21 protein-coding genes and 1 pseudogene are annotated in these 24,271 nt (G+C 64.8%); 11 read left to right on the plus strand and 11 right to left on the minus strand.

From position 1 onward, the window contains the following. Positions 1-9: 9 nt before the first annotated feature. Positions 10-897, minus strand: a complete 888-nt coding sequence (locus ACT531_RS20330) for a LysR family transcriptional regulator (protein ID WP_476018589.1) — start codon at positions 895-897, stop codon at positions 10-12. A 101-nt stretch (positions 898-998) separates the two neighbouring features. Between ACT531_RS20330 and argC the strand changes: the two genes are divergently transcribed. Beyond that, complete coding sequence (argC, locus tag ACT531_RS20335; RefSeq protein ID WP_476018590.1) at positions 999-1,934, plus strand: N-acetyl-gamma-glutamyl-phosphate reductase; 936 nt, start codon at positions 999-1,001, stop codon at positions 1,932-1,934. A 736-nt stretch (positions 1,935-2,670) separates the two neighbouring features. Here argC and ACT531_RS20340 read toward each other — a convergent pair. From ACT531_RS20340 to ACT531_RS20370, 7 genes are all read right to left on the minus strand, one after another. Beyond that, complete coding sequence (locus ACT531_RS20340; RefSeq protein ID WP_476018591.1) at positions 2,671-3,498, minus strand: SDR family oxidoreductase; 828 nt, start codon at positions 3,496-3,498, stop codon at positions 2,671-2,673. A gap of 26 nt (positions 3,499-3,524) precedes the next feature. Then, entirely contained in the window at positions 3,525-4,502 is a 978-nt protein-coding gene (locus ACT531_RS20345; protein WP_476018592.1) for an ABC transporter permease, read from the minus strand. Positions 4,503-4,522: 20 nt separating this feature from the next. Further along, on the minus strand, positions 4,523-5,449 hold the full coding sequence (locus ACT531_RS20350; RefSeq protein ID WP_476018593.1) for an ABC transporter permease: 927 nt from the start codon (positions 5,447-5,449) through the stop codon (positions 4,523-4,525). Then, a complete protein-coding gene (locus tag ACT531_RS20355) occupies positions 5,446-6,975 on the minus strand; it encodes a sugar ABC transporter ATP-binding protein (protein WP_476018594.1) in 1,530 nt (509 codons plus the stop codon). Before ACT531_RS20355 ends, ACT531_RS20350 begins: the two co-directional genes overlap by 4 nt. 15 nt (positions 6,976-6,990) lie before the next feature. Beyond that, positions 6,991-8,076 (minus strand): substrate-binding domain-containing protein, encoded by a 1,086-nt coding sequence (locus ACT531_RS20360; protein WP_476018595.1) that lies wholly within the window; start codon positions 8,074-8,076, stop codon positions 6,991-6,993. Between the two features lie 154 nt (positions 8,077-8,230). Continuing rightward, on the minus strand, positions 8,231-9,115 hold the full coding sequence (locus tag ACT531_RS20365) for an alpha/beta fold hydrolase (protein ID WP_476018596.1): 885 nt from the start codon (positions 9,113-9,115) through the stop codon (positions 8,231-8,233). Between the two features lie 228 nt (positions 9,116-9,343). Beyond that, positions 9,344-10,483, minus strand: a complete 1,140-nt coding sequence (locus ACT531_RS20370) for an ABC transporter substrate-binding protein (RefSeq protein ID WP_476018597.1) — start codon at positions 10,481-10,483, stop codon at positions 9,344-9,346. Positions 10,484-10,693: 210 nt separating this feature from the next. Here ACT531_RS20370 and ACT531_RS20375 point away from each other — a divergent pair, with 210 nt between their 5' ends. From ACT531_RS20375 to ACT531_RS20400, 6 genes are all read left to right on the plus strand, one after another. Beyond that, on the plus strand, positions 10,694-12,364 hold the full coding sequence (locus tag ACT531_RS20375; RefSeq protein WP_476018598.1) for a long-chain-fatty-acid--CoA ligase: 1,671 nt from the start codon (positions 10,694-10,696) through the stop codon (positions 12,362-12,364). A gap of 130 nt (positions 12,365-12,494) precedes the next feature. Continuing rightward, entirely contained in the window at positions 12,495-13,454 is a 960-nt protein-coding gene (locus ACT531_RS20380; RefSeq protein WP_476018599.1) for a porin, read from the plus strand. Between the two features lie 51 nt (positions 13,455-13,505). After that, a complete protein-coding gene (locus ACT531_RS20385) occupies positions 13,506-15,011 on the plus strand; it encodes a methyl-accepting chemotaxis protein (protein WP_476018600.1) in 1,506 nt (501 codons plus the stop codon). 56 nt (positions 15,012-15,067) lie between these two features. Beyond that, a complete protein-coding gene (locus tag ACT531_RS20390) occupies positions 15,068-16,129 on the plus strand; it encodes a PAS domain-containing sensor histidine kinase (protein ID WP_476018601.1) in 1,062 nt (353 codons plus the stop codon). Continuing rightward, positions 16,126-16,764 (plus strand): response regulator, encoded by a 639-nt coding sequence (locus ACT531_RS20395; protein ID WP_436077679.1) that lies wholly within the window; start codon positions 16,126-16,128, stop codon positions 16,762-16,764. Before ACT531_RS20390 ends, ACT531_RS20395 begins: the two co-directional genes overlap by 4 nt. Positions 16,765-17,119: 355 nt before the next feature. Next, positions 17,120-18,580: an alpha/beta hydrolase family protein gene (locus tag ACT531_RS20400; protein WP_476018602.1), complete on the plus strand. Its 1,461-nt coding sequence runs from the start codon at positions 17,120-17,122 to the stop codon at positions 18,578-18,580. A gap of 25 nt (positions 18,581-18,605) precedes the next feature. Here ACT531_RS20400 and ACT531_RS20405 read toward each other — a convergent pair. Beyond that, a pseudogene (locus ACT531_RS20405) lies at positions 18,606-18,809 on the minus strand (IS21 family transposase); the annotation flags it as partial. A 573-nt stretch (positions 18,810-19,382) separates the two neighbouring features. Further along, positions 19,383-20,288, minus strand: a complete 906-nt coding sequence (locus tag ACT531_RS20410; RefSeq protein WP_476018603.1) for a LysR family transcriptional regulator — start codon at positions 20,286-20,288, stop codon at positions 19,383-19,385. Positions 20,289-20,389: 101 nt separating this feature from the next. On the opposite strand from ACT531_RS20410, the gene wrbA reads away from it, so the two are divergent. The 4 genes from wrbA to ACT531_RS20430 all read left to right on the plus strand — a co-directional run bounded on the left by wrbA (position 20,390) and on the right by ACT531_RS20430 (position 23,813). Then, positions 20,390-21,034 carry an NAD(P)H:quinone oxidoreductase gene (wrbA, locus tag ACT531_RS20415; RefSeq protein WP_476018604.1) on the plus strand — a complete coding sequence of 215 codons (645 nt, stop codon included), beginning with the start codon at positions 20,390-20,392 and terminating at the stop codon, positions 21,032-21,034. 35 nt (positions 21,035-21,069) lie between these two features. Further along, the gene (locus tag ACT531_RS20420) at positions 21,070-22,227 is read left to right on the plus strand and encodes an MFS transporter (protein WP_476018605.1); all 1,158 of its coding nucleotides are present in this window, start codon (positions 21,070-21,072) and stop codon (positions 22,225-22,227) included. Further along, complete coding sequence (locus ACT531_RS20425) at positions 22,224-22,610, plus strand: hypothetical protein (RefSeq protein ID WP_476018606.1); 387 nt, start codon at positions 22,224-22,226, stop codon at positions 22,608-22,610. Before ACT531_RS20420 ends, ACT531_RS20425 begins: the two co-directional genes overlap by 4 nt. A 579-nt stretch (positions 22,611-23,189) precedes the next feature. Beyond that, positions 23,190-23,813: a LysE family translocator gene (locus ACT531_RS20430; RefSeq protein WP_476018607.1), complete on the plus strand. Its 624-nt coding sequence runs from the start codon at positions 23,190-23,192 to the stop codon at positions 23,811-23,813. A gap of 26 nt (positions 23,814-23,839) precedes the next feature. Here ACT531_RS20430 and ACT531_RS20435 read toward each other — a convergent pair whose 3' ends face one another. Then, entirely contained in the window at positions 23,840-23,995 is a 156-nt protein-coding gene (locus ACT531_RS20435; RefSeq protein ID WP_476018608.1) for a hypothetical protein, read from the minus strand. Between the last annotated feature and the right edge of the window lie 276 nt (positions 23,996-24,271).

Raw genomic sequence — 24,271 nt, forward strand, 5'->3', positions numbered from 1 at the left:
CGCTTCGCGTCACACCTGCTTCTGCTGCCACAGCACATCCAGCACATGCTGGGTGGCGCGCTCTACCGGGCCCGCGCGGTGGGCAATGCCCAGGGGGCGCCACAGCCGGGGCTGCACCGGCAGCATGCGGATGCGCGGGTCCAGCGGCGTGGCGGTGGAGGCCTCGTGCGGTAGCAGCGTGGCTCCGTAGCCCGCAGCCACCAGGCTCTTGATGGCATCGTTGTAGTTGAGCTGGATGCGCGCCTTGGGTTGCTCGCCCGCCAGGGCCAGCCATTCGCTCGTCAGGCGCGACAGGCTGGTGCCGTCGTCATTCAGGATCAACGGCTGCCCCGCCAGCCACTGGGGCGTGACCCTGCGGGGCGCCGTCCAGGCCGAGGGGACAAACGCCATCACCGGGTCGCGCCGCCACGGCATCACCGTCACCCCGCGCACCGAGGCCATGGGCAAGGCCACCAGGCCCACGTCCAGCGTACTCAGGGCTAGCCGCGACACGGTCTCCTGTGACGTGAGCACCACCACCTGCACGTCGATGCCAGGGTGGTGCTGGCCGAGCACCTCCAGCGCCTGGGGCAGCAGGTGCGCGATGGCGCCGGTGGACGCGCCCAGCCGCACTCGCCCCTCCAGCCCCTGCACCTGGCGCCGCACCAGGTCCATGGCCTCGTCGGCATCGGCCAGCAGGCGCCGCGCCCGCTCTACCAGCACCTCGCCCGCGCCGGACGGCCGCACCTCGCCCCGCTTGCGCACCAGCAACGGCGCCCCAATCAACGCCTCCAGGTCGGCAATGTGCAGGCTGACGGTGGGCGGCGCCAGATGCAGCGTGCGGGCCGCTTCGGCAAAAGACCCGAGATCAGCGATGGTGACCAGGGTGCGCAGCCGGTCGAGATTGAGTTCGCGCATGACGTTCAGCAGAACTGATCTTGAAGTTTGTGAAATTCAACTTTTCAAAGTTTAGACCGGCGCCGAAGATTCCATATCCCCCCATGTCAGGAATCCGCACCATGACCACCCAGCCCCTTGTTTTTATTGACGGCGACCAAGGCACCACCGGCCTGCAAATCCACCAGCGCCTGCACGGCCGCACCGACCTGCAGTTGCTGACGCTGCCCGAGTCCCACCGCAAGAACCCCACCCGCCGCGCCGAAGCCATCAACAGCTGCGACATCGCCATCCTGTGCCTGCCCGACGCTGCCGCCCGCGAAGCAGTCGCCGCCATCCACAACCCCGCCGTGCGCGTGATCGACGCCAGCTCGGCCCACCGCACGGACGCGCAATGGGTTTACGGCTTTCCGGAGATGGATGCGGCGCAGGCCGCGCGCATTGCCAACGCGCAACGCGTCAGCAACCCCGGCTGCTACCCCACAGGCGCTATCGCCCTGCTACGGCCCCTGGTGCAGGCCGGCTTGCTGCCCGCCGACCATGCGCTCAACATCCATGCGGTGTCGGGCTACTCCGGCGGTGGGCGTGCTCGCGTGCAAGCGCACGAAGGCCCCGAAGCAGCCCATGCGCCCGCCTTCCAGGTCTACGGGCTGCAGCTGGAGCACAAACACACGCCCGAGATCACGCAACACGCCGGGCTGTCGCAGCGGCCGTTTTTCTTACCCTCGTACGGCGCCTTCCGCCAGGGCATCGTGCTGACCGTCGGGTTGCATCTGCGGCAGCTCGCGCCGGGCACACAAGGCGAACTCCTGCACGCCTGCCTGCAGCAGCACTATGCCGACGCCCCCTTTGTCGAGGTGATGCCTCCCGCCGCTACCGAAGCAGCCGAACACCTGGACCCACAGGCCCTGAACGGCACCAACCAGTTGCGGCTGGGGGTGTTCAGCAACGCCCGCCACGGCCAGGTGCTGCTGACCGCCGTGTTTGACAACCTGGGCAAGGGCGCCTCAGGGGGGGCGGTGCAGAACCTGGATCTGATGCTGGGCGGCACGACCTGACGGGCGCGGGCGGAACCGGAGATGCGGAACGCCAGTTAACCGTAGAAACCCAGAAGGCGTAAGTCGTTGATCTAATTCAGTTTCCTCCAAACTGCGCCATTGGTGTTTAGAGACCGGCGCCACTCTACATTCGTCGGTGCGGTTTTTGCGCCACTACAGTTTAGTGAGTGCGAAACTCGCTTTCGGGAGTAAAAAACGGGTCCTTGTCTCCGACAGGCTTGGCAACGTTCAAAGGCTGCCCACCCACACGGCAGCCGTTTCAATCACCTCAACAAAGCGCCCGGCAGAGAACCCATCCGGATACATGGTGTCGTCCTTGCCTGGTTCCGCATGTTCCTCCGCACCCTTATCAGGAGCGGCCTGTCCACCAAACAGCCCATGCGGGTCATTTAGAAGCTGAACAACGTCACGGTGGAGCGCTGCCAGCCTCCGTTGTCCAAGTTGAGGCTCCACTGCACCTGGAGTTTTGCGCTAACGGGATTTTGCGTAGCCCAGGGAGTCAAGGTGAGGCGACAGCTATAGGCTGGTTGTCGACGTTCAGCGGGGACAGTCGGACGACAGATCTGCGCCTAAACCAGACGCTCTCAAGGTCGCAATTAAAACCAGTCCTGCTCTCGTACGAACCGCAAGCCCACCTGGTGCTGAACCTCTGCGGTTTCCTTGCGGACAGGGGTGAAGCTGATCCGACATTTTTCAGAGCTTTCGGAAGAACGAAAATGCTTCACTGATCCCACGTTCAGGAGAGGTAAGGCCTCAATGACTCAAGCAGCGCGTTGCCGAACGGCAGTGAGCCCAGGTTGGTCTGCCCACCATCGATGGTGACCACTGTGCCATGGATGTAGCGGGCAGCGCCGCTGCACAGGAACAGCGCCAAGTCTGCAATTTCATCTAGGTCTGCGGCTCGCGCCATGGGAATGCCCGCCAGCACGCGCGCCCAGCTCGCGTCGCCTTCAGGTGCGAGGCGCCTCATGCCTTCTGTATCCGCCACCGGGCCGGGTGCTATGGCGTTACAGCGCACACCACGCTGCGCCCATTCGATGGACAGCGTGCGCACCAGCATATCGATGCCTGCCTTGGCCGCACACACATGCGCTTGTGTGGCCATAGGCATCACCGATTGGACTGCGGAGATGGCCAGCAGATTGGATCGTCCTTCGCGTAGCAGCGCCAAACTGGCGCGGAAGGTATTCCAGGTGCCGACAAGGTCGATGTCCACCACTGTCCGAAAGCCATTGGAGGACATGTTGGCGGCCTCGGCCACGAAGTTGCCCGCCGCGCCAGCGATGCAGATGTCCACCGGGCCAAAGACTGCGTGTGCCTGGCTGAAGGCGCTGGCCAGTGCGTCGAAATCGCGCACGTCCGCCGACAAGCCCTGCGCTTGCCCACCCACTGCTCGGATGGCGTTGGCCGCGCCTTCAGCCCGTTCCAGGCTGCGTCCCACGATGGACACCGTTGCCCCTTGGGCTGAAAAACGTTCTGCGATGCGGCGGTTGATGCCGCTGCCGCCACCCGTGATCAGTGCGTGCTGCCCGTGCAGCAAGCCATCTTTGAAAACATCTGCCATCTTGAGCTTCTTTGGGTTGTGTGAAATCAGTGCGCCGAGTCTTTGTGGCGCAAGCAATAGGCCAGTGCAGCCGCCCCGATCAGCGTGCCCTGCAGCATCAGCTTGCCGGGCTCACCCAGGCCCAGGCTAGTGAGGAAGTTGAAGAGAAAAACCAGCATGAACGCCGCAACCGCCGGACCCAGCATGCCGCCACGCCCGCTGCCGAAGTTGATGCCGCCCAGAATGGACGCCGCCAGTGCGTTGAGCGCCAGATCCGCGCCCAGCTTGACATTGCCCACGCCCACGAAGCCCAGCAGCATGAGGCCGCTGAGGGCCGACATGGCGCCCGAGGTGACATGCGCCACAAACACCACGCGCAGGTGCGGCAGTCCCGACAGGCCCGCAGCACGCGGGTTGGCGCCCACGGCATCAAGCACGCGACCAAAAGCACTGCGGCGCAGCCACAGGGCCAACGGCACCAGGGTCGCAAACCAGAGCAATGGCACCAGCGGCACCCCGGCCACGCGCGCACGGCCCATGGAACGCAGGACTTCGGGCGCATCGCCAACGGCATGGAACTGGCTCAACGCAATCACGGTGCCCGACAGAATCATCGACACGGCCAGCGTCACGATGACCGCCGAAGCACGCACCCGCACGATCAAAAAGCCGTTGAATGCCCCGACCAGTGCACCAAACAGAATGCACAGCGGCAATGCGATGGGCCAGGGCAAGGGCATCACGCCGCTGGTCAACAGATAAGACACCACCGCAATCACACCACCTGAGGACAAGTCGAGCGAGCGGCAGCGCATCACCAAAGACTGCCCGATGGTGGCGAAGCCCAGCGGCGCCGCCTGGCGCAAGATGAGCAGTAGTAAGAACGGAGAAAGAAGGTTGGGTCTCAGGGCCGCTGCGCTGACCAGCAGCACCACAGTGCCCAGATAAGCGGGTGGCAGCGCCAGGATGAATGTCATTGCCTGTTGCAAGCGGTACGCCAGCCCGGGGGAAGAGGATAGGGACATGGATGAAGACATGGGCGAACTCACATTCCAACGATGCGCCGGCGCTGCAGGCTCACGGCCGCAAGCAACAAGACACCGGTCAACACCCCGCGCATGAAGGGCGATACGCCGAACAGGTTGAGGCCATTGGTCATCAGCCCGAGGCTCAGCACCCCGGCCACCACACCTGCCACGCTGCCGACGCCGCCTGTCAGTTGCACGCCGCCCAGGGCCACGGCCGCAACGGATTCCAGCGCATAAGACGCCCCCAGAGCAGGGTCTCCGGCAGCCACGCGCGCGGCCAGGAAAAGTCCCGCCCACGCTGCAGCAACCGAGCACCACACATAGGCTCCCACGACCACGGATTTCACGCGCACGCCATTGAGGTAAGCGCTGCGCGGGTGGCCACCCACCGCGAACAGGTGCGTACCAAAACGAGTTCGACGCAGCACAATGCTGGCTGCCAGCGCTGCTGCCGCACACCACAACAGTGGTGCCGGGATGCCTACGGCTTCGCCCGTCGCAGCCGCCGTCATGGCGGGCGCGATGGAGCCTCCAGGAATCGGCAGCACCACGTAAGCCAATCCTTGCAGAAAAGTTGCGGTGCTCAGTGTCATCACCAGCGGGTGCACGCCCGCGAAGGCCACGCCCATGCCGTTGACCGTTCCAACTGCAACCCCCAGGGCGGTCGCCATGGCGACGGCGGCCAGTGGATCGCTCTGGGTGGCGGCGAAGGCGGATGCCAGGCTCATCACCGAACCCACCGACAGGTCGATGCCTGCCACCAGCGTGACAAACAACTGCCCCACAGCCACTATGAGCAGTGCGCCGATCTGGCCACTGAAGTTCAGAAGGTTCTGGGTGGAGCGGAAGTCTGCCTGGGTGGCGGCAAGGAGCAACACCAGGACGACAGGTAGGCCAAGGGTGTAGTGCGTCAGGCCAGTGCGGGCCGGATTTAGAGTGGTCATGCGGTGGCCTCGTGGGGGGATTCGCTGCGCAGTGCGTGGCCCAGCAGCAGTTCTTCGGTGGCGCTGTGCGCGGGCACATCGGCCACAATGGCGCCACCACGCACTACCAGAATGCGGTCGCACAGGCCGATCAGCTCGGGCAGGTCGCCAGAGACGGCCAGGATCGTGCCGCCCTCGGCCGTGAAGCGGCGCAGCAGCTCATAGATTTCAGCTTTGGCGCCCACATCGACGCCGCGCGTGGGCTGCTCGACCAGCAGAATCTGCACATCGGCTGCCAGCCAGCGGCCAAGCATGGCCTTCTGCTGGTTGCCGCCCGAAAGCGAGCCCACGGGCTGCGCTGGGGGTGTGCGCAGTCCCATGCGGTCGGCCAACCGTCGCACCAGATCCGGAGCGCGCGGCGCGCGGCGCCACAGCGGGGTCTGGCGTAGGGGGCCGAGCCAGATGTTGTCTTCGATGGACAGGTCCAGGTACAGCCCCTCGCCTTTGCGGTCTTCGGGCAGCAGGGCCACACCGCAGCGCACAGCGGCAGCCACGCTGCCAGGCGCAACAGCGACAGAGTGGCCACCGTCTGCCCATACACACACGGTGCCGCTGCTGCGCTCCTGTGCCCCGGCCAGGCTGCGGATGATTTCGCGCTGGCCTTGGCCTTCAAGCCCAGCAATGCCCACGATCTCGCCCCGGCGCAGCATGAATGTCACAGGGGGGCTGTGGGGTGTGGCTTTGAGGTGTTCCACCTGCAGTGCAGGCACATCGGGCACATGTGCCGGGCGCTCGGGAAACAGCGCCTCCAGTTCGCGCCCCACCATCAGCGCCACCAAGGCATCGGGTGTTAGGCTTTCGATGGGCTGCGTGGCCACATGTGCGCCGTCCTTGAGCACCGTCACGGTGTCGCAGAAGCGGAAGATCTCCTCCAACCGGTGACTGATGTAGAAGACCAGTTTGCCCTGGTCCTTCAAGGCGCGCAGCAGGGTTTCGAGTTGGTCTACCTCTGCGCGGTTCAGCGGCGCGGTGGGTTCATCGAAGATGAAAATGTCGGCCTCGGAATGCAGGCCTTTGGCGATCTCCAACAATTGTTGTTCACCCACGCTGAGCGTGCCACACAGCCGGTCGGGGCCCAGCGCGATGCCGGTGCGCTGGTGTACCTGTACGGCCTCATGCCGAAGCGCGCGCAGGTTCAGCAAGCCGCCGCGCGTCAGTTCGCGCCCCAGGCACAGGTTCTCGGCTACCGTGAGGTTGGGCAGGATGGTCAGCTCCTGGAACACGGTGGACACCCCCGCGCGGCGCGCCTTGGCGGGCGTACCCAGCGCCGCGCGGCGGCCCTGGAGCAAGATCTCGCCGCTGTCGGGCTGGTGCACCCCGGCCAGCAGTTTCATCAGCGTGGATTTTCCCGCGCCGTTCTCGCCGGTCACGGCGTGGATCGAACTGGGCCAGCCCTTCAGGCTGACCGCCTTGAGCGCGGCGTTCTGGCCGAATGACTTGCTCACGCTGCGCAGCTCCACCAGGGGCTGGCGCTCCTTGATCGTCATGGTGCGCGCTTCCTGTTACTTGCTGCGGTAGGTTTCCACGATCTTGGCTTCGGGCAGCACCGTGGGCATCCAGTAGGAGTCGTTCAGCTCAGGGCGGAAGAATTTGTCGAGCTGCTCCCGCGCAATCGGGGTCGGCATCGAAAAGTACGAGCGGTACAGCGGCTTGCCCTCTAGCAGCGCGCTCGATGCGCGTACCACGGCAGTGCCCAGGCCCGGCGTCACGATCGGTGCCACGGTCTTCACACCCGCTTGCTTCCACACGCGCAGAAAGCCGTTGTTGGCCTCGCCCGTCATGGGCACCAGCGGCTTGCCTGCCTCTTTGAACACGTCGATGCACGCGCGAGTCATCTCGGCGCCCGAGAACCAGATGCCATCCACCGGCTGGCCCGAGAGCACCAGGTTCTCGCAGATCTGCTTGGCCTTGGCGTAGTTCCAGTCGCCAAACACTTCGTTGGTGATCTTGAGGTTGCTGCCCTCAATGGCTTTCTTCAGCCCGTCGTAGCGCTGCTGCTCTTCATCTACGCCCGCAATGCCTCGGAACACCCAGAGGTTGCCCTTGCCGCCCAACTCCTTGCGCAAAAACTCGCCGCCCTGCTGACCAAAAATGCGGCCACCGGCCCAGATTTCGGTGGTGGATGGCACGGCGCGGCCGTACGAGCCCAGCGTGACCACCGGGATGCCCGCCTTGGCGACCTTCTCGATCAGCGGCGCACCGATGGCCTGCGAGATGGGGCCGATGATGAGCAGGTCTACCCTCTTGGTCAGCAGGTCTTCCACGTCGGCTACCTGCTTGGCGGGCTGCCAGTTGGCCTCGGTGAAGATGAATTCGCCGATGTTCTTGTCCTGCGCGGCGGCGTGGCGCATCTCGGCGATGAGCTGCACGATCCAGCTGTTGCCCATGCCGGCCCACGAGACACCAATGCGCCAGGGCCCGGCCTTCTTGTATTGGCCGGGCTTGGTCTGCTCGGCCGTCGTGGCCGTGAGCAGGCCGGGCGGCAGCAGCTCGACATCGGCCGCGTGCACAGCCTGTGCGGCGGCCAGGCCGACCAGTGCCAGGGCGGCCAGGGTTTTCTTCCAGTGGAATGGTGTGGGTGCAAGCATGGTGTGTCTCCTGTTGTGGGTATGAAAGAACGGCGTGAAAAGGCGTAAAAAAAGGCGTGCTGGGGCCTGCGCGCGGCCCCAGGGGCCGCTCGCCAGGTCGGGATGATGAAAAGAGGGGGCAGGCGCCGGTCAGGGCGCGTGGTTGAGCGCGGCCTCAACCGACCGCGCGGCGTATCCAGGCGATGAGGTTGGCAATCACCTCTTCGCGGTTGGTCTCGTTGAGTACCTCATGGCGCGCGCCGCCGTACACGTGGGTGGACACATCGCGGAAGCCCGCGCCGCGCAGGCGGTTCACCAGCGGGTCGAACCAAGCCAGACAGGCGTTCACCGGATCGCGGTCGCCGGTGAAGAGGTACAGCGGAAGGTCCTTGCGCACAGCGGCGTACAAAGCCGTTTCTGCCGTGCGGTTGCCCACGTCGAAGATAGAGAACAGCGACTCCAGCGTCAGCGGCGTGCCACACAGCGGGTCGGCAATGAAAGCTGCTGGCACATTGGGGTCACGGCTGAGCCAGTCGGCGGGCGTGACCGGTGTGTCCACACTGGCGTTGGCCGTCTCGGGCGTCCAGCCGGAGGTGCGCACATCCAGCATTTCCAGCGCGGCGGTGCCCGACAACGCGACTGCATCAACCAGCGCCGAGTGCTCGATCAGATAGACCTGTGCCGCCATCGAACCCATGCTGTGCGCCACCATGACGACAGGCAGTCCGGGATGGCGCTCACGCAGCGCGCGGGTCACTGCAGCCATGTCGTCTACAAGGGCCGCAAAACCGCGCGGGCCAAAGTCGCCTGCTGTGCCCGCATCAAATGCCGACTGGCCATGCCCCCGGTGCTCGCTGCCGTACACCAAGTAGCCTTGCGCGGCCAGCGCCAGGGCCACATGGCGGTAGCGGCGGATGTGCTCGGACATGCCGTGCACCAGTTGCACCACGGCGCGGGGCACGGCGAAAGCGGCTGGCGTGGCCCAGACATACGCTTCAATGGCATGGCCATCGGCTGCTGCAACACTGAAGCGCGTTTCGTTGGTGTTCGTTGTGCTCATATGTCTCCTTCGGTTTTTTTCGTTGTCTGGTCGGCGCATCGTAGATCGCGCCATTGAGCACCGTCAGCCAGAAAATTCCCCGGGCGTTGTGGGAATTTTCTGCCTGCTGTTTTTCGCGCAATGGCTGCTCTGGCATGTGGAATGCGAGAGAAACTCGGCCTTGGCGCTTTTCTGTATTCGATTTATTGCTATTGGTTTTTCCGCAGGGCATCCGATGCCCCCATGGTGTCAGCGCAGCAGCTGCCCCTCGCTGCCCAGCACGGTGAAATCCACATAGCGCGCGCCCTGGCGCTCGCCCCGGCCATAGCGCACCACGAAACCGCCCAGGTCCAGAGTGCCCAGTTGCTCCAGTGCAGTGGCCACGCGGCCTGGCGTCCAGGTCGTGCCACCTGCGCGCCGCAGGGCCTCCACCAGCACCTTGGCGGCGATGAACGCCTCGAAGCCCGCGTAGCTAGGGGCGGCGTCCATGGGCCCGTAGGTGGTCAGCAGCGCCCGGTATTCGCGCACCAGCGGCCGGGCACCTCCGTAGGGATAAGGCACAACCTGCGTGAAGCCCATCCCCCGCGCCACCGTGGAGCCGACTTGGGCCAGCACTTCCTGGTGGTCGGCCCGCGCAAAGCTCAGCAGTTGTGCCGTCTCGCCCGTGCCTCGGTACGCTTTGGCGAATGCGGCGACGTGGCGTGTGGGAGCCATGAGCACGATGGCCTCGGGCCGCAACACCCGCAGGGCAGTCACAGCGGCGTCGGGTCCTTCCGGGCCGAGTGTGGCGGCTCCTGTCAGGGTGAGTCCCTTGCGGGTAAGCGCCGCGCGCAAGGCGTCAACGGCACCGAGGCCGTCTTCGTCTGCCGCGTGCACCATGGCGATGCGGCGTGCCCCCAGCGTGGCAAGGTGCCCGGCCAGGTGTTCGGCCTCGCCCGTCTGGCCGGTGCGCACAGGGAACACCTGGGGGTGCACTGGCTCACGCAGCCACCCGGCCCCCGTGGCGGGCCCCAGCAGTGGCACACCCGACACCGCCAGCAGCTTTTGCGTTAGCAAGGCGCGCACGCCTTGCGCCTGCGGGTAGCCCATCAGCACGGACACCTGCTCCTGCTGCACCAACTGGCGCGTGTTGCGCACCACGCTGGCGGGGTCGAAGGCGTCGTCCAGCACCACATGGCGGATGGTCGTGCCCTGGATGCCACCCGTGGCGTTGACATGGGCGAACCACAGGTCTGCTCCCAGCCGCAGTTGTCGCCCCAGCGCCGCCTGCTCACCCGACAGGGGCAGCGATTGCCCCACCACCAGCTCCGCCACGGGCGCAGCGCCCGCTGGCAGGGCCCCGCATAGCCCTCCGATAACGACCAGCCTGCGCCAGAAAAAATGCTGCACCAATGTCTCCTTGAGTTGTGGTGCGCGATGCTGGGTGCAGGGGCGGCGGCCGTCTGCGGGATTTGTCTGCCCGGCGCGCCAGACTTTTCCGCCATGGGCGGCCCCCGCGGCATGGACTTATCTGCCCTGCCGTACAGAAATTTCTGGCATCCAGGCCGCAGCCCTTTGCCTACGCTCGGTGCACTCAAACAAGAATGCCAGGAGACCAGCGTGCAAACCCCCGAAGACCGCGTGATCGAGCGCACACCGTCCGCTTACAGCTACCCGCTGCTCATCAAGCAGCTGCTGCACACCCCTCTGGCCAACGCGCCGGATCAGGAGATCGTGTACCGCGATCTGTTTCGAACGACCTACCGGGGTTTTGCGGGCCGCATTGCGCAGCAGGCCCATATGCTGCAGTCGCTGGGTGTTGGGGCGGGTGATGTGGTGGCTGTGATGGACTGGGACAGCCACCGCTATCTGGAGAGCTACTTCGCTGTGCCGATGATGGGCGCCGCGCTGATGATGGTGAACATCCGGCTGTCGAACGAGCAGATCGCCTATGCCTTGGATCACAGTGGTGCTACTACTCTGCTGGTGCATGCCGACTTCCTGCCGGTGCTTGAAGTCATCCACGCGCGCCTGCCGCAACTCCAGCGCATCGTGCTGCTTCAGGATACGCAACCCGCACAAACGCCGCTGCCAACGGTGGGCGAATACGAAGCGCTGATGGCCGTGCAGCCCACGGCTTTTGAGTTCCGTGACTTCGACGAAAACACGCTGGCCACCACGTTCTACACCACCGGCACCACGGGCCTGCCCAAGGCGGTGTACTTCAGCCACCGCCAGATCGTTCTGCACACGCTGGCAGCGGCATCGGGCCTGGCGGCCAGCCCGCAGCATCAGCGCTTTCACCGGGGCGACGTGTACCTGCCGCTCACGCCGATGTTCCATGTGCACGCCTGGGGCCTACCGTTTGTGGCCACGCTGATGGGGGTCAAGCAGGTCTATCCGGGCCGCTTCCGGCCCGAGCACATCGTGGACCTGGTAGCGCGCGAGGGCGTGACGTTTTCGCACGGCGTGCCCACCGTGCTGCAGATGGTGCTGGCCGCCGCCAAGGGGCGCCGGTTCGAGGGCTGGAAGATTGTCTCGGGCGGCTCGGTGATGCCACCCCACCTGTGCCAGGAAGCGCTGGCGCAGGGCATAGACATCTTCACGGGCTACGGCATGTCGGAGACCTGCCCACTGCTCACGCTGGCGCAGCGCCCTGCGCAGCCGGGCCTGGACGTGCCCGACGACTTCCGCCTGACCGCCGGCTGGAGCGTGCCGCTGGTGGACCTGCGGGTGGTGGACGAATCCCTGCACGCGCTGCCCCGCGACGGCAAGGCCGTGGGTGAAGTGGTGGTGCGTGCGCCCTGGCTCACGCAGGGCTACCGGGGCAATGCCGAGGCCTCCGAGGCCCTGTGGCAGGGCGGCTACCTGCACACCCAGGACATGGGCCGCATCGATGCCACCGGCTGCCTGCGGCTGGTGGACCGCATCAAGGACGTGATCAAGACCGGGGGTGAGTGGGTGTCTTCGCTCGACCTGGAGCAGCTCCTGGCCGCCCACCCGGGCGTGGCCGAGGCCGCCGTGGTGGCCGCGCCCTGCGAGCGCTGGGGCGAGCGGCCCATCGCCGTGGTGGTGCGGCGCCCGGGCAATGCGTCTGCCACCGAGCAGGCCTTGCGCACCCTGGTGCTGGAGCAGGCCGAGCGGGGCCTGATGCCCCGCTATGCAGTGCCTGACCGCATCCATTTTGTCGAGGCCATCGACAAGACCAGTGTGGGCAAGTTCGACAAGAAAGTCCTGCGCCAGAAATTTGCGCATGCGCCAGCGCACGAACCCCTGACGGCCTTGGCCTGAGTCCGTACCCCCGCGCTGGAGTTCCTGCGCCAGCGGTCCCGGAGGCCCCACGACCCGTGGGGCGCAGCAGGCTGTCCCTCATTTTTACTGAACCACAACAGATCCCTTTAGGGGAAGGAGACCACACGCCATGATTGCCCGCATCACACTGTCCGCCGCAGCCCTATTGCTTGCCAGCACATCGGCTCTCGCGCAGTCCAACATCACCCTGTCGGGGCGCATCGACCTGAACGTGGGAAAAGACATTGGGGCCGGACAGACGCGCATGGGTACTGGCTCCATGAGCCACCTCACGTTTGCTGGCACTGAAGACCTGGGTGGCGGCATGCTGGCCAGCTTCAAGCTGGCGACCCGGATCAACGCTGACAGTGGTACGACCAACGCACCTGGCGCGGTGCTCAACTCCCCTGCTGGCACCTACTGGACGCAGGAGTCGTCTGTGGCTCTGCGCGGAGGCTGGGGTTCGCTCACGCTGGGGCGGCAGATGACGGCGGCGCTGCTGCCGCAGCTCCTGGTGGACCCTTGGTTCTGGGACAACACCACCAACGGCTTTGCAGCAGGTACAGGCTATATCGGCAACCTTTGGTACAACGATGCAGCCACCTATGCTTACGACACCGGTGCCTTCTCGTTCACGGCGCAGGTGGCCGCCAAGGGCGCCAATCCCGGCTGGTCGGGCACACCACACAAGACGCCGTACTCATTTGCACTGGGTTATGCACCGGGCCCCTGGCAACTGCGCTTCGGCTACGAGAAGCCCGCAGACGGGCGTTCCAAGCTCGCCACGCTGTTTGGTGGTTATGACTTTGGTGCGTTCACGCTCAATGCCATGGTGGCGGGTGGTACGGACCACACCGATGCCAGCGTGCGCACGTGGGCTCTGTCATCGGTGGTTCCTGTGGGCACGGGCCAGTTCCGAACCAGCTTCGGGAACTACAAGCGCGCCGATGTGGTTGCCTCGCAGAAGTTGGCGCTGGGCTATCACCACTTCCTGTCCAAGCGCACCAGCGTATACACGACCTTCGCGCACGACAGCAAGGCACCCACGCGCAAGAATGGCTACGAAGTAGGCCTGCAGCACGTGTTCTGAGTGCCAGAACGCTGCCAAGACATGGTTCCCAGAAAAGGATCGGAACATTCCATGGGGTTGCTCACAGTCTGGAACGATCGCGCTGGTGTGGTGGCGCATGCGCTTGCGGCTTTCTCCGTGGTGGGGGGAGTTGCTGCGTTGGCGATGGCGCCGCCAAGCCAGATGCAGCTGGGGGCCATGGCCTGCCTTGTGCTTGCTGGCTGTTGCTACGCTGGGCTGGCCGTTCAGTCAGCCCGGCACGCGCGCCGCCTGGTGCAGGCGCACAGGCAGGTGCAACAGTTTGTGGCGGGCGCGCTGGAGGCACCGCCGCAAGATCCGCGCGGTGCGGACCGTACCGAACCGCTGCTTCAGGACCTGGCCGCGCTTCAGCAACGCATGGCTGCCGTGGTGCGCGATGTGCATGCAGGCACATTGGCCATCGCGACATCTTCGGGCCACGTGGGCAGCGACCACACGCGCTTTGCCGCCATGATGAGCACGTTGGCGTCGTCGATAGACGATGTCAACGGCTCTATGGAGCAGTTGGCGCCAGCTCTACAGGCCAATGCCGACGATGCCCAACGGGGGCATCACATCGCCAACGGCGTGCTGGAGCAAGCGAAGCAAGGCGCACAGGTGATCCAGCGGCTGGTGGAAACCATGGGCAGCATCACAGGCAGCTCGCGCAAGATTGGCGAGATCATCAGCCTGATCGACAACATCGCGTTTCAGACCAACATCCTTGCGCTCAACGCTGCGGTAGAGGCTGCACGGGCGGGGGATGCGGGGCGGGGGTTTGCCGTAGTGGCCAACGAAGTGCGCAACCTCGCAACGCGCTCCGCCGCTGCCTCTCGCGAGGTGCGCACCCTCATCGAAGGGTCGGCCCGCAGTGTGGATGCCGGTGCTGAGATGGCCGGACAGACAGGCCGGACCATGGCGGGACTGCTGGACGGCGTGCAGCAGGTGGCGAGCATCATCGAGGCCATGGCCACGGCGGTGCGGCAGCAAACGGCAGGCATGCATGCCATCGGCGCGTCCATCGCGGATCTGGATGTGCTCACCCGCCAGAACGCGTCGCTCAGTCGCAATGCCGCCGAGCCGGTGGCGGCGCTGCACCAGCAGGCGTTGCAACTGGTCCAGTCGGTGGCGTCATTCGACTTGGGAACCCAGGCCCATGCCAGCGCTGATGATGCGAAAGCCCTCGTGCAGCGGGCCGTTGGCGTACTGCGCAGCCGGGGCGGCGCAGCGTTGATTGCCCAGGTCAACACCCCCCACAACACCGAGCTGATCGACCGGGACCTCTACCTGGTGTTGTATTCCACTGACGTTCATTGTGTTGCCCATGGAACCAACACCCGGCTGGTCGGGGTGGATGGACGCAACTTCAAGGATCTGGATGGCAAACATTTCGTGGCCGAGATTGTTGCCAACGCGTTGCGCCAGGGCAGTGGCCACGTGAGCTACCGCTGGCTGCACCCGCTCACGCAGGAGGCCATGACCAAGTCTGCCTACTTCGAGCGCCATGGCGACCTGGTCGTGACCTGCGGGTCTTATGTCACGTCTGTGCTCACCGCTTGACGCGAGGGGATCCGCCCCCTACCGTTGCCCCGTATTGATTCCGCCACGACCTACCCATGCAGCCCCAGCCTCCCACTCCGACTGTGGATGACTACCTAGACCTTTCCTTCAAGGCCATCGTCGAGCAGTCGATCACGGGCATCTATGTCATCCAGGATGAAATCTTCGTGTACTCGAACGAGACCTGGGCCCAGTTCTTCGGACGCAGTCGTTCCGAGATCGTCGGCATGTCGCTGCGTGACCTCGTCCCGCCATCGTCCATCGACTACACACTAAAGATGTACCACCAGCGGATCGCAGGCGAGATCGACAGCGTGCGCTACATCACCCCTGCTATTCACAAGCAGGGGCGCATCGTGCTGCTGGAGGTGCACGGTTCGCGCATGGCCTACCGGGGCAGACCTGCAGTGATGGGCGTGGGCATTGACGTCACCGAGCAGACGCTGCGCGAAGAAGAGCTGCGCCAAGCGCGCAACGATCTGCAGCAGCTGGCTGCGCACATCAACCAGGAGCGCGAGCGCCAGCGGGCACTGTTCGCACGTGAGCTGCACGATGTGTTGGGCGGGCTGCTGGCCTCTATCAAGATGAACGCCCAGCGCGTGCAGCGTCGGGTCAACGATCCTGCGCTCACGGAGATCGCGGCGGACCTCATGCACATGACGCGCCAAGCCATCCAGTCGGTGCGGGAGATGTCCGAGGAGTTGCGGCCCAGCGGGCTTGACCACCTGGGGCTGGCTTCGGCCATGCAGCGCGAGCTGCGCCAGTTTGCGGCGCGGCACGCGCTGCAATGTCAGTGGGATACCTCGGGCACGCTAGAGGGGCTGGAGATCGACCGCGCGACCAGTGTGTTCCGTATCTTCCAGGAGGCACTGATCAACATTGCCAAACACGCTCATGCCGGCAAGGTGTGGGTGTCCTTGCGGCAGGAGGAGCCTAATCAGCTGTCGCTGGAGATCCGGGATGATGGCGTGGGCCTGGCTCCAGGCCCCCATCGCAGCGATGCACGAGGCCTGCTTGGCATGAAAGAACGGGCGCGTGAGCTGGGTGGCACCTTGGACCTTGAGTGTGCGCCCGGGGCGGGCATGAGCCTTCACCTTTCAATACCTGTCACACCATGATCAGAGTTCTCGTTGTTGATGACCACACCATCTTCCGTTCGGGGCTGCGCAAGCTGCTTTCGGACGAGGCGGACATGCGCGTGGAGGATGAAGCGCGCGATGTGGGGGAAATGCTCACAAAGCTGCGAGGAGCCTCTTTTGAAGTCGTTTTGCTGGACGTGAGCATGACAGGACGCAGCGGATTGGAGGCCATGCCGTCGCTTCGCGCAGAGTTTCCGAAGATGCCGGTGCTACTGCTGTCCATGTACCCGGCCGAGCAGTACGCCGTGGTAGCGCTGCGCGCGGGCGCCAGTGGATATCTCACCAAGGATGCCGAGGCCGAGGAGTTGATCCACGCCATCCGCGAGGTGGCCGCTGGTAGGCGTTACCTCAGCAGCATCGCGGCTCAGCGGCTGCTGCTGCAGACCGCCAGTGCAGACGACGATCAACCGCCGCACCACAAGCTGTCCGCTCGCGAGCACCAGGTCATGCTCATGATTGCCCAAGGCATCTCCTTGACGGACATCGGAAAAAAGATGTTCATCAGCGTGAAGACGGTGAGTTCCAGCCGAACGCGCATTCTTCGCAAGCTCGGCGTGGAAAGTAACGCCGAACTTGTGATGTATGCGATCCGGCACAAGATCGTGCATGGATAGTCCAGACGTCTCTTGGTACGAATGGCTTGTTCAATACTTTTGAGGCTGAGAAGTCGCGCGCTACGATACTAGCTGTCAAGCAGGCCTGTTTCAGGCTGGTAGCAGCCGATCAAGTCACGGGCATCCAGCGGCAGCTATCGACCCATTCCTCCCGGTCGCGGCATCTACAAAGCGGGCCTCCCGAGGCCGCTTGCATGTGCACATGTCCAGCGACGCGGCAGCGGCTCATGGGCCATGCATGCCTGGTAATGCTGGTGTTCGCGCTCGCTGATTGACCTTCACCTGCGGCTGCCGGTGCCCATGCATCCCAAAGCGCCTTTGGCCGGCGTTAAGAAAGCCTGTGGAAAATGGCTCCATGCGCCCACCACCTTCCGCCCGCACCGCACGCTCCTCTCCCTTGTTGACCGGCACAGCCAAGCCATACCGGGCGCGCACCGCCGGCCTGTTGCTGCTCTGTGCGCCGCTGCTGGCGCTGCTGGGTGCACCGGCCACCGCGCAGCAACCCACACCGGCGTTGGCAGCACCCACGGCACCGGCAGCAGCCACAGCCTGGCCAGCCTACATGCCAGGCCTGAGCCCAGCCCTTTCGGAGAGCGCGGTGGCGGCCCAACTGCCCCCAGACGTGGTCATCACCCCGCCAAATGCCGCGCTGCCTGCGGGCAAGGCCCGCTTCAGCGGCGTGTGGCAGGGCTCGGCCTGCATGGCGCGGGCTTGCGACATCCGCATCGCGGTCGAATCGGTCACAGCCACGGGCGCCACTGTGGTCTACGCCGGGGCGAACGAACAGCAGCCACAGGTAACGGACCGCACGGAGGCGAGCTTCGTCGGCAGGGAGTTGCAAGCGCGGCTGCGTACCGGTGCGCGCCTGGTGATGCGCCTGCGCGAGGGCCTTGGCGAAAGTGGCGAGATGGAGATCGCCGCCTGGCGCCCCGAGACGCAACTGCTGCTGGCCGGCGTGCTGAGCAACCTGCCTATCGCGCCGCACTACACCCGCTCCGTCCAGCGCCTGCCCACACCCTGGGTCAGCGACGACGGTCGCGCCCAGACGCTGGAGGCAGTGGTCTACCGCCCCCTCGATGCCAAGGGTCCGCTCCCCACGGTGGTCTTCAACCACGGCTCCACCGGCGCTGGCAACCGGCCCGCGTGGTTCACCTTCACCTGGACCAGCCCAGAAGTGGCGCAGTACTTCACCTCCAAAGGCTGGCAGGTGGTGTTTCCCCAGCGGCGCGGGCGCGGCAAGTCCGACGGCCTGTACGACGAGGGCTTTGGCGCCACCCGCTCGGCCGGCTACTCATGCCAACCAGACCGCTCTTTGCCGGGCCTGGACAGGGCCATCACCGACCTGGACGTGGTGATGTCGCACCTGCAGCAGCGCCCCGACGTGGACAAGACCCGTCTATTGATCGGCGGCGTCTCGCGTGGGGGCATCCTCTCGGTGGCCTACGTGGGCACGCGGCCTGGCATGTTCCTAGGCGTCGTCAACTTCGTAGGCGGCTGGTTGGGCGAGGCCTGCAGGGAGGCCGGTGCCGCCGTCAACCGCACGGGCTTCCTGCGCGGCGCAGCCTTTGCCCGGCCCACGCTGTGGCTGTATGGCGAGCATGATTCGTACTACACGCTGGCCAGCAGCCGCGCCAGCTTCGAGGCGTTTCGCGCCGCAGGCGGGCAAGGCCGCATGGTGGACTATGCGCCGCCGCAGGGGCAAGACGGGCATGGCATCCACCAGTACCCCGCGCTCTGGCAGGCCGACCTGGACCGCTACCTGGCGCAGGTGCTGCCGCCCGCGACACCCGTGCCCTTCACGCCCCGCTCGCAATGAGTCCGTGCCACCCAAACTGCCAGTTGAGCCAGCCCGAGAGCTTCGATGCGAAGGGATCGAGCTTGGAAGGACTGACCCGCTTGGCGTAGTGCGGCTCGGCCTCGCCTTCGCGCCGGTACTTGCGGATGGTGTTGCGCGAGAGGCCCGTGCTGCGGGCGATCGCCCTGATGGACAGCTGCTCTCGCAGGGCCCAGCGCTTGATGACACCCAGTGTTGCCACGTCTATCACTCCTGGTCTCCTGCCGTTCAGCAAAGCAGCAGGTTAGGGCTAGTACGTGGGTCAGGTTTGGATGGAAATCCTGGGGGTTAGTGGGGCACTTCTGCGTGGAAATCAACACGCGCTTGAATGACCGCTGTCAGACGGCCATTTGATTAGTCGCTACCCCCGCTTTGGGTCGGCGGCACCTATTCGCGATCGTCGAAACCGGACCTTTGTGGCGTTGCCCTGATTCTGCCGGGCGAAAACGGCAGCTACCCACCAGATATCCGCCGTCCGATTGAACAAAGTACAGGCGCGGCCAATGACCGCTTTGGGTTGGTCACCGTGCTGTGGAAGCGCGTCAGTGAATGGCAGCAATCGCTGCAGAACCGACCTCCGACGTGGCAGCTTCAGGCTGGTTGCGGACACTCACTCCGTCTTTGCGAATGCGTACTATCGGCCAGAAGCAGCCCTTCAATTGCGCCTATTAGCACTAGCATTTCATAAAGAACATTCAAGTCATCGACGGCGCAGTGAACTGCGTATATGACATGGCGCGTGATCGTCACAGCGTACCCCCGGGAGCAGAGGTAGCGAGGAATTTCAGACGCGACACAGCACCTCTTCCCGAAAAGCCCTGCCCGCTGGCCCAAGCACGCGATCGCGCCGATGCGCAACATAGGCCTGTTCACTGGCTTCCCCGGCGGGGCCGAGGTTGCTGGCAGCGAGCCGCAGAAGTCGAGCGTCGCGCAGCGCGGTTTCGACTGTCCATAGGGGCAGGCGGCCCCAGCCCACGCCCGCCTCAATTAAGGCCTGCTTCGCTTCCTGCGTAGCGACGCGCCACGTCCGGGGCGACAGCACATTGAAGTCACGCCCTGCGGACAGCGGGGTAGGATCGATCAGGACGATCTGTAGGTGCTCGCCGATATCGTCCGCGCTCAGGCGCTTGCGCGCGCGCAGCGACGCTCCCAGCCGGTGGCAGGATGACACCACGGGCACGATCGGGACGGTCGTCAGCGGCTCCTTCTTGACCCGCGGATCGTGCAGGTCGTTGCCGACCGTGATGGCCACAGAACAGCGGCCCTCCAGCAAGGCTTCAAGTGGGCCACCGAGCGGGGCAACTTGCAGCTGGACACGGACGCTCGGATACCGCGCGTGCACGGCCTGCAATGCGGCGCAGGCCAGGGGCAGCGGAAACAACGTGTCGACGATGACGGGTAACTCCAGCTCCAGGCCCTGGCTCACGCCCTGGGCGCGAGCGCGCATGGTGTCCACTTTCAGCAGCACCGCGCGTGCGTCCTCTAGCAGCGCGGTCCCGGCAGGCGTCAGAACTGGCCTGCGTCCGTCGCGGTCGAAGAGCGCAATACCCAGTTCCTGCTCCAGGCTCGCCACCGCGTGGCTGACGGCCGACTGCGCTCGTCGCAAGCGGGTAGCGCCGGCGCGAAAGCCGCCAGCTTCGGCGATGGCCACGAAGGTTCGCAATTGACCCAGTGTCAAGGCGTCGATCATTGATCCATTCCTTAGATCATTTTGAGCGAAATTATGTGGCTTTCATTGATCGGTCGTTGGATCCATATTCGGACATCCATCTCAAAAGAAAGGAATTCAGGATGCCCATCCTTCCCCGTGTGCTGGTTCTGTACTACTCCTCGTACGGGCACGTCGAAACCCTGGCTCAGGCCGTGCGCGACGGTGCGCGCGAGGCGGGCGCGCAGGCCGACCTCAAGCGAGTGCCCGAACTCGTGCCCCCATCGGTAGCGGAGCGGGCTGGCTATCGGCTCGAACAGGAACAGGCCGCACCGGTCGCCCGGGTCGACGAACTGGCCGACTACGACGCGATCCTGTTCGGCACGCCGACGCGCTTCGGCACGATGGCAGCACAGCTGAAGAACTTCTTGGACCAGGCCGGCGGGCTCTGGGCACGCGACGCGCTCGTTGGCAAAGTCGGCAGCGTCTTCACGTCCACCGGCTCGCAGCACGGTGGGCAGGAAGCCACGCTGCTCACGACTCACGTGGTGCTGCTGCACCTGGGCATGCTGGTGGTCGGCCTCCCCTACACATTCAAGGGGCAGAACCGCATGGACGAAGTGACCGGCGGAAGCCCCTACGGCGCTTCGACGATCGCCGATGATGGCCAGGGTGGCAACCGCCTGCCGAGCCCGAACGAGCTGGAAGGCGCGCGCTTCCAGGGCGCGCACGTCGCTCGCGTCACGCATGACTTGTTGCTCGGCCGAGTCCACCGGGAAGCGGCATGACGCGCGCGCTACCCACGTCTCCATGGCCCGCCACCTTGTTGCTGGTCGGGGCCGGCATAGTCTCGGCCGTGCAGGTGGGCAAGGCTCCCGCCGCGTTGCAGGCCGTGCAGGCAGCGCTGGTCATGCCGCTATCGCAAGCCGCGTGGCTGCTGTCCGCCTTCGGCGTCGTCGGGGCGGTGTTCGGTATCGCCATCGGACTGGTGGCAGATCGGCTCGGCGCGCGCCGCGCACTGATCGCCGGTCTGCTTCTGCAAGGAATCGCATCGGCGGCTGGCGCCATGGCCCAAGGCCCCGCGCTGCTGATCGCAAGCCGCATCGTGGAGGGCATTGGCTTTCTCGGTGCGATCGTGGCCGCCCCCGCCCTCATTGCACACATCGCGCGGGGACGCCACGCCGCCGGCCCGTTGGGTGCCTGGAGCACCTTCATGCCGGCCGGCATGGCGCTTATCCTGTTTGCATCCCCCTGCTTGCTCCTGTACGGCTGGCGCACGCTGTGGTGGGTGGGCAGCGCCGCCGCCCTGGTCTTCGCCAGCGCCGTGGCGTGGCGCGCCCCCCGCGTAGCGCCTGCGCGCGACAACGCAAGCACCGCAGCTTTGCTGCGTCAAACGCTGCTGGCGCGCGGGCCGATCTGCCTGCTGCTGTTGTTCATGCTCTATTCTGGAGCTTGGTTTGCTCTGTTCGGGCTGCTGCCGGTCGTCCTGCAGGACGGGCTGGCGCCCACGCCGTCTCGGGCGAACGCGCTCACTGCGTTTGCGATCGGCGCGGGCGCAGTGGGCAACCTGCTGGGCGGGGCGCTGGTTGCGCACGGGGCACGGCCCTCTTCCGCCCTGGCCTGGACGTTCGGTGCCAGCGCCGTGCTCGCGCTGGTAGTGGCGGCAGCACCGCTCGGCCCCGCATCGCGCTTCGGCCTCGTCGTAGCCTTTGCAGTGGTCTCTGGGATCGTGCCTCCTGCTCTTTTCGCGGAGGCTCCGTCACAGGCACCGCATCCCGCCGCAGTGGGTGTGACCGTGGGAATGATGATGCAGGGCAACAACCTGGGCCTGGTCGCGGGTCCAGCCGCCGGAGCCGCCCTCACCGTAGCCGGCGGATGGCCCGCGTTGGGAGCGGGAGTCGCCGCCGCCTTCACGACCGCCGCCGTGGCCTGCTGGTTGCTGCCGCGAACCGAAAGCAACCTGAAGTCGAAGTTCGAATGACCACTGATAGAGAAACCAGCCCCGTCCTTCTGCGCAATATCATGGCCTTTGACCGGCAACATGTGGCCGAGTTCAAGCGAGCCATCGTCAACGCGGTCGAGTTTGCATATCAGCGCGCTCCCCAACTGATGGTACAGACTTACGTCGACGATGAGAACGGCCTTTGCTATAGCTTCCAGCTGTTCCAAGACTCCGACGCAGTTCTCCGCCATTGGCAGGTGTCAGACCCCAGCATTGCCGAGGTAATGAAGTACTGTGTCATTCGCAGCACGGAGGTGTATGGCGGCTCCAGCAAAGCCGTGCGTGACGAGATCCTGAACGCGGTCGGTGAAGCCAGCGTTTCCTTCACGCCAGCGTTTGTCGGTTTCTCTCGGCTTGGTTGAAGCTGCCTAACAATGCCCTGGCGGCAGTCTCTGCGATGTGTCGCGCTCACCAGCCAAGCGCAAACCCGGGCCATTTTTTCTGCGTAATGATGGTAGGCGTGACAGGCTCGAAAAGAAGGCGCTCACAGTGAGCGCAGTCCCAGTCTCGAACGTTCACCTGATTGGCTCGACTTATGCGGACGCGGGTTTCGCCCATGAGGGTCTGGAGAGGACTATGCGTACCTGGGTGGTCGTAAGGCCAGTGGGCGGGTTCAAACTAAGAAATTGTTGTTGCTGTACCGTTCACCGACAGACCCGGGCACTGTGGTCTGAGTGCGGCCGGAAACCACGACAAGCACATTGCGGGGTGACGACACCAGGACAAATGCTCGTCGCAGGATCCCTTCGTGCGGAACTCGCGGAAGCGCCCAGGGGCGGCTGGTGGTCAATTGAAGCCGCAACGCTGGCTATAGGCAGACCGCAACCGCTGCATTGAGGTTGCCGCCCAATTCGATCGATGGGGCGACGGGTTTCATCCGCGTGGGTTTCAGGGTGGTCTTCCCCAGGTAGCATCTTTCGCTTGCCAAGAAAGGCCGCCTCATGCTCACGACACTACTTGCCATCTCATTGCTGCACTGGATCGTTCTCGTCACGCCAGGTGCTAACGTCCTCGTGGTGGTGAACATGGCCGCGAGTGGGCAAAGCAAAGCTGCATGCTTCGCTGCAGCCGGCGTAACCACGGTGGCTGGGATATGGTCAGCTTTGGCCGTCATGAGTGTCGGAGCCATTTTTTTGGCCCTGCCCACTTTGCGAGTCTTAGTGCAGTGTGCGGGCGGCCTGTATCTGTTCTTTGTGGCCGTGCGCCTATGGCGTAGCCAGCAGATTGATGCGACGACAGGTGCGGCTGATCGCGTGAGCCCGTTAGCTGCCTTTCGCATGGGGTTCCTGACGAACATCCTCAATCCGAAGTCGGCCCTGTTCTTTGGCAGCGTGTTCGCCACGGCACTACCGCCCAATCCGTCCGCCGAGTTGCTGGCAGCATCCGTGGCCCTGGTGTTGGTCAATGCTCTTGTGTGGCACCTCTTTTTAGCCTTTGCCTTCGCGGCCACGCCTATCCAGAACGCCTACGCATGCCAGCGACAACGGCTGAACAAGGTTGCCAGTGTGCTGGTTGGCTTTTTTGGTGTGCGGCTGCTCGTGACCGCCTTCCAGAATCGCAACTGACCGCAGGCTCACGGCGAACCTGTGAGTCAGGCGACTGCCGCTTTGGTCGATGACCAGATGGCTTCGTGTTGTTTTCCGAATTTCACTGTGCCCGCACGGGCGCTGGAGTGTTGAACACGAAAAAGGAGCTGAGGTGCCAGAAGGTCAAATTGCGGGATGTTCTGAGGATCTGCGAGTTTCATGGGGCGTAGAGGGGTCAATGGCCCTCAGCCCCCGCCACTTCGACAACACGTGCCAGATGACCTTGCTCTATGGCCTGACGCGGTGTCAGGCCGCCCAGAGCGCCCGATGGTGTCTCCAAGAAGGCGATCAGCGCCCAGCCCTCATTGGTTCCCAAGGCTTTTGAAAGCTTGGGCACGGCATCCCATAGAACGGGTTCAAACTGGGCTGCTGCCGGTTTCGATGACACCTTGTTAAGGTGGAAGATGAAACCGGAGGTGGTTCATGGAGAGAAGAAG

The organism is Acidovorax sp. DMC1 (assembly GCF_056314325.1).

What these genes read in the sequence shown, in the direction of transcription:
- ACT531_RS20330 (WP_476018589.1), bottom strand. Translation starts at nt 897, where the DNA reads ATGCGCGAACTCAATCTCGACCGGCTGCGCACCCTGGTCACCATCGCT.
- argC (WP_476018590.1), top strand. Translation starts at nt 999, where the DNA reads ATGACCACCCAGCCCCTTGTTTTTATTGACGGCGACCAAGGCACCACC.
- ACT531_RS20340 (WP_476018591.1), bottom strand. Translation starts at nt 3,498, where the DNA reads ATGGCAGATGTTTTCAAAGATGGCTTGCTGCACGGGCAGCACGCACTG.
- ACT531_RS20345 (WP_476018592.1), bottom strand. Translation starts at nt 4,502, where the DNA reads ATGTCCCTATCCTCTTCCCCCGGGCTGGCGTACCGCTTGCAACAGGCA.
- ACT531_RS20350 (WP_476018593.1), bottom strand. Translation starts at nt 5,449, where the DNA reads ATGACCACTCTAAATCCGGCCCGCACTGGCCTGACGCACTACACCCTT.
- ACT531_RS20355 (WP_476018594.1), bottom strand. Translation starts at nt 6,975, where the DNA reads ATGACGATCAAGGAGCGCCAGCCCCTGGTGGAGCTGCGCAGCGTGAGC.
- ACT531_RS20360 (WP_476018595.1), bottom strand. Translation starts at nt 8,076, where the DNA reads ATGCTTGCACCCACACCATTCCACTGGAAGAAAACCCTGGCCGCCCTG.
- ACT531_RS20365 (WP_476018596.1), bottom strand. Translation starts at nt 9,115, where the DNA reads ATGAGCACAACGAACACCAACGAAACGCGCTTCAGTGTTGCAGCAGCC.
- ACT531_RS20380 (WP_476018599.1), top strand. Translation starts at nt 12,495, where the DNA reads ATGATTGCCCGCATCACACTGTCCGCCGCAGCCCTATTGCTTGCCAGC.
- ACT531_RS20385 (WP_476018600.1), top strand. Translation starts at nt 13,506, where the DNA reads ATGGGGTTGCTCACAGTCTGGAACGATCGCGCTGGTGTGGTGGCGCAT.
- ACT531_RS20390 (WP_476018601.1), top strand. Translation starts at nt 15,068, where the DNA reads ATGCAGCCCCAGCCTCCCACTCCGACTGTGGATGACTACCTAGACCTT.
- ACT531_RS20395 (WP_436077679.1), top strand. Translation starts at nt 16,126, where the DNA reads ATGATCAGAGTTCTCGTTGTTGATGACCACACCATCTTCCGTTCGGGG.
- ACT531_RS20400 (WP_476018602.1), top strand. Translation starts at nt 17,120, where the DNA reads ATGCGCCCACCACCTTCCGCCCGCACCGCACGCTCCTCTCCCTTGTTG.
- ACT531_RS20410 (WP_476018603.1), bottom strand. Translation starts at nt 20,288, where the DNA reads ATGATCGACGCCTTGACACTGGGTCAATTGCGAACCTTCGTGGCCATC.
- wrbA (WP_476018604.1), top strand. Translation starts at nt 20,390, where the DNA reads ATGCCCATCCTTCCCCGTGTGCTGGTTCTGTACTACTCCTCGTACGGG.
- ACT531_RS20425 (WP_476018606.1), top strand. Translation starts at nt 22,224, where the DNA reads ATGACCACTGATAGAGAAACCAGCCCCGTCCTTCTGCGCAATATCATG.
- ACT531_RS20430 (WP_476018607.1), top strand. Translation starts at nt 23,190, where the DNA reads ATGCTCACGACACTACTTGCCATCTCATTGCTGCACTGGATCGTTCTC.
- ACT531_RS20435 (WP_476018608.1), bottom strand. Translation starts at nt 23,995, where the DNA reads ATGAAACTCGCAGATCCTCAGAACATCCCGCAATTTGACCTTCTGGCA.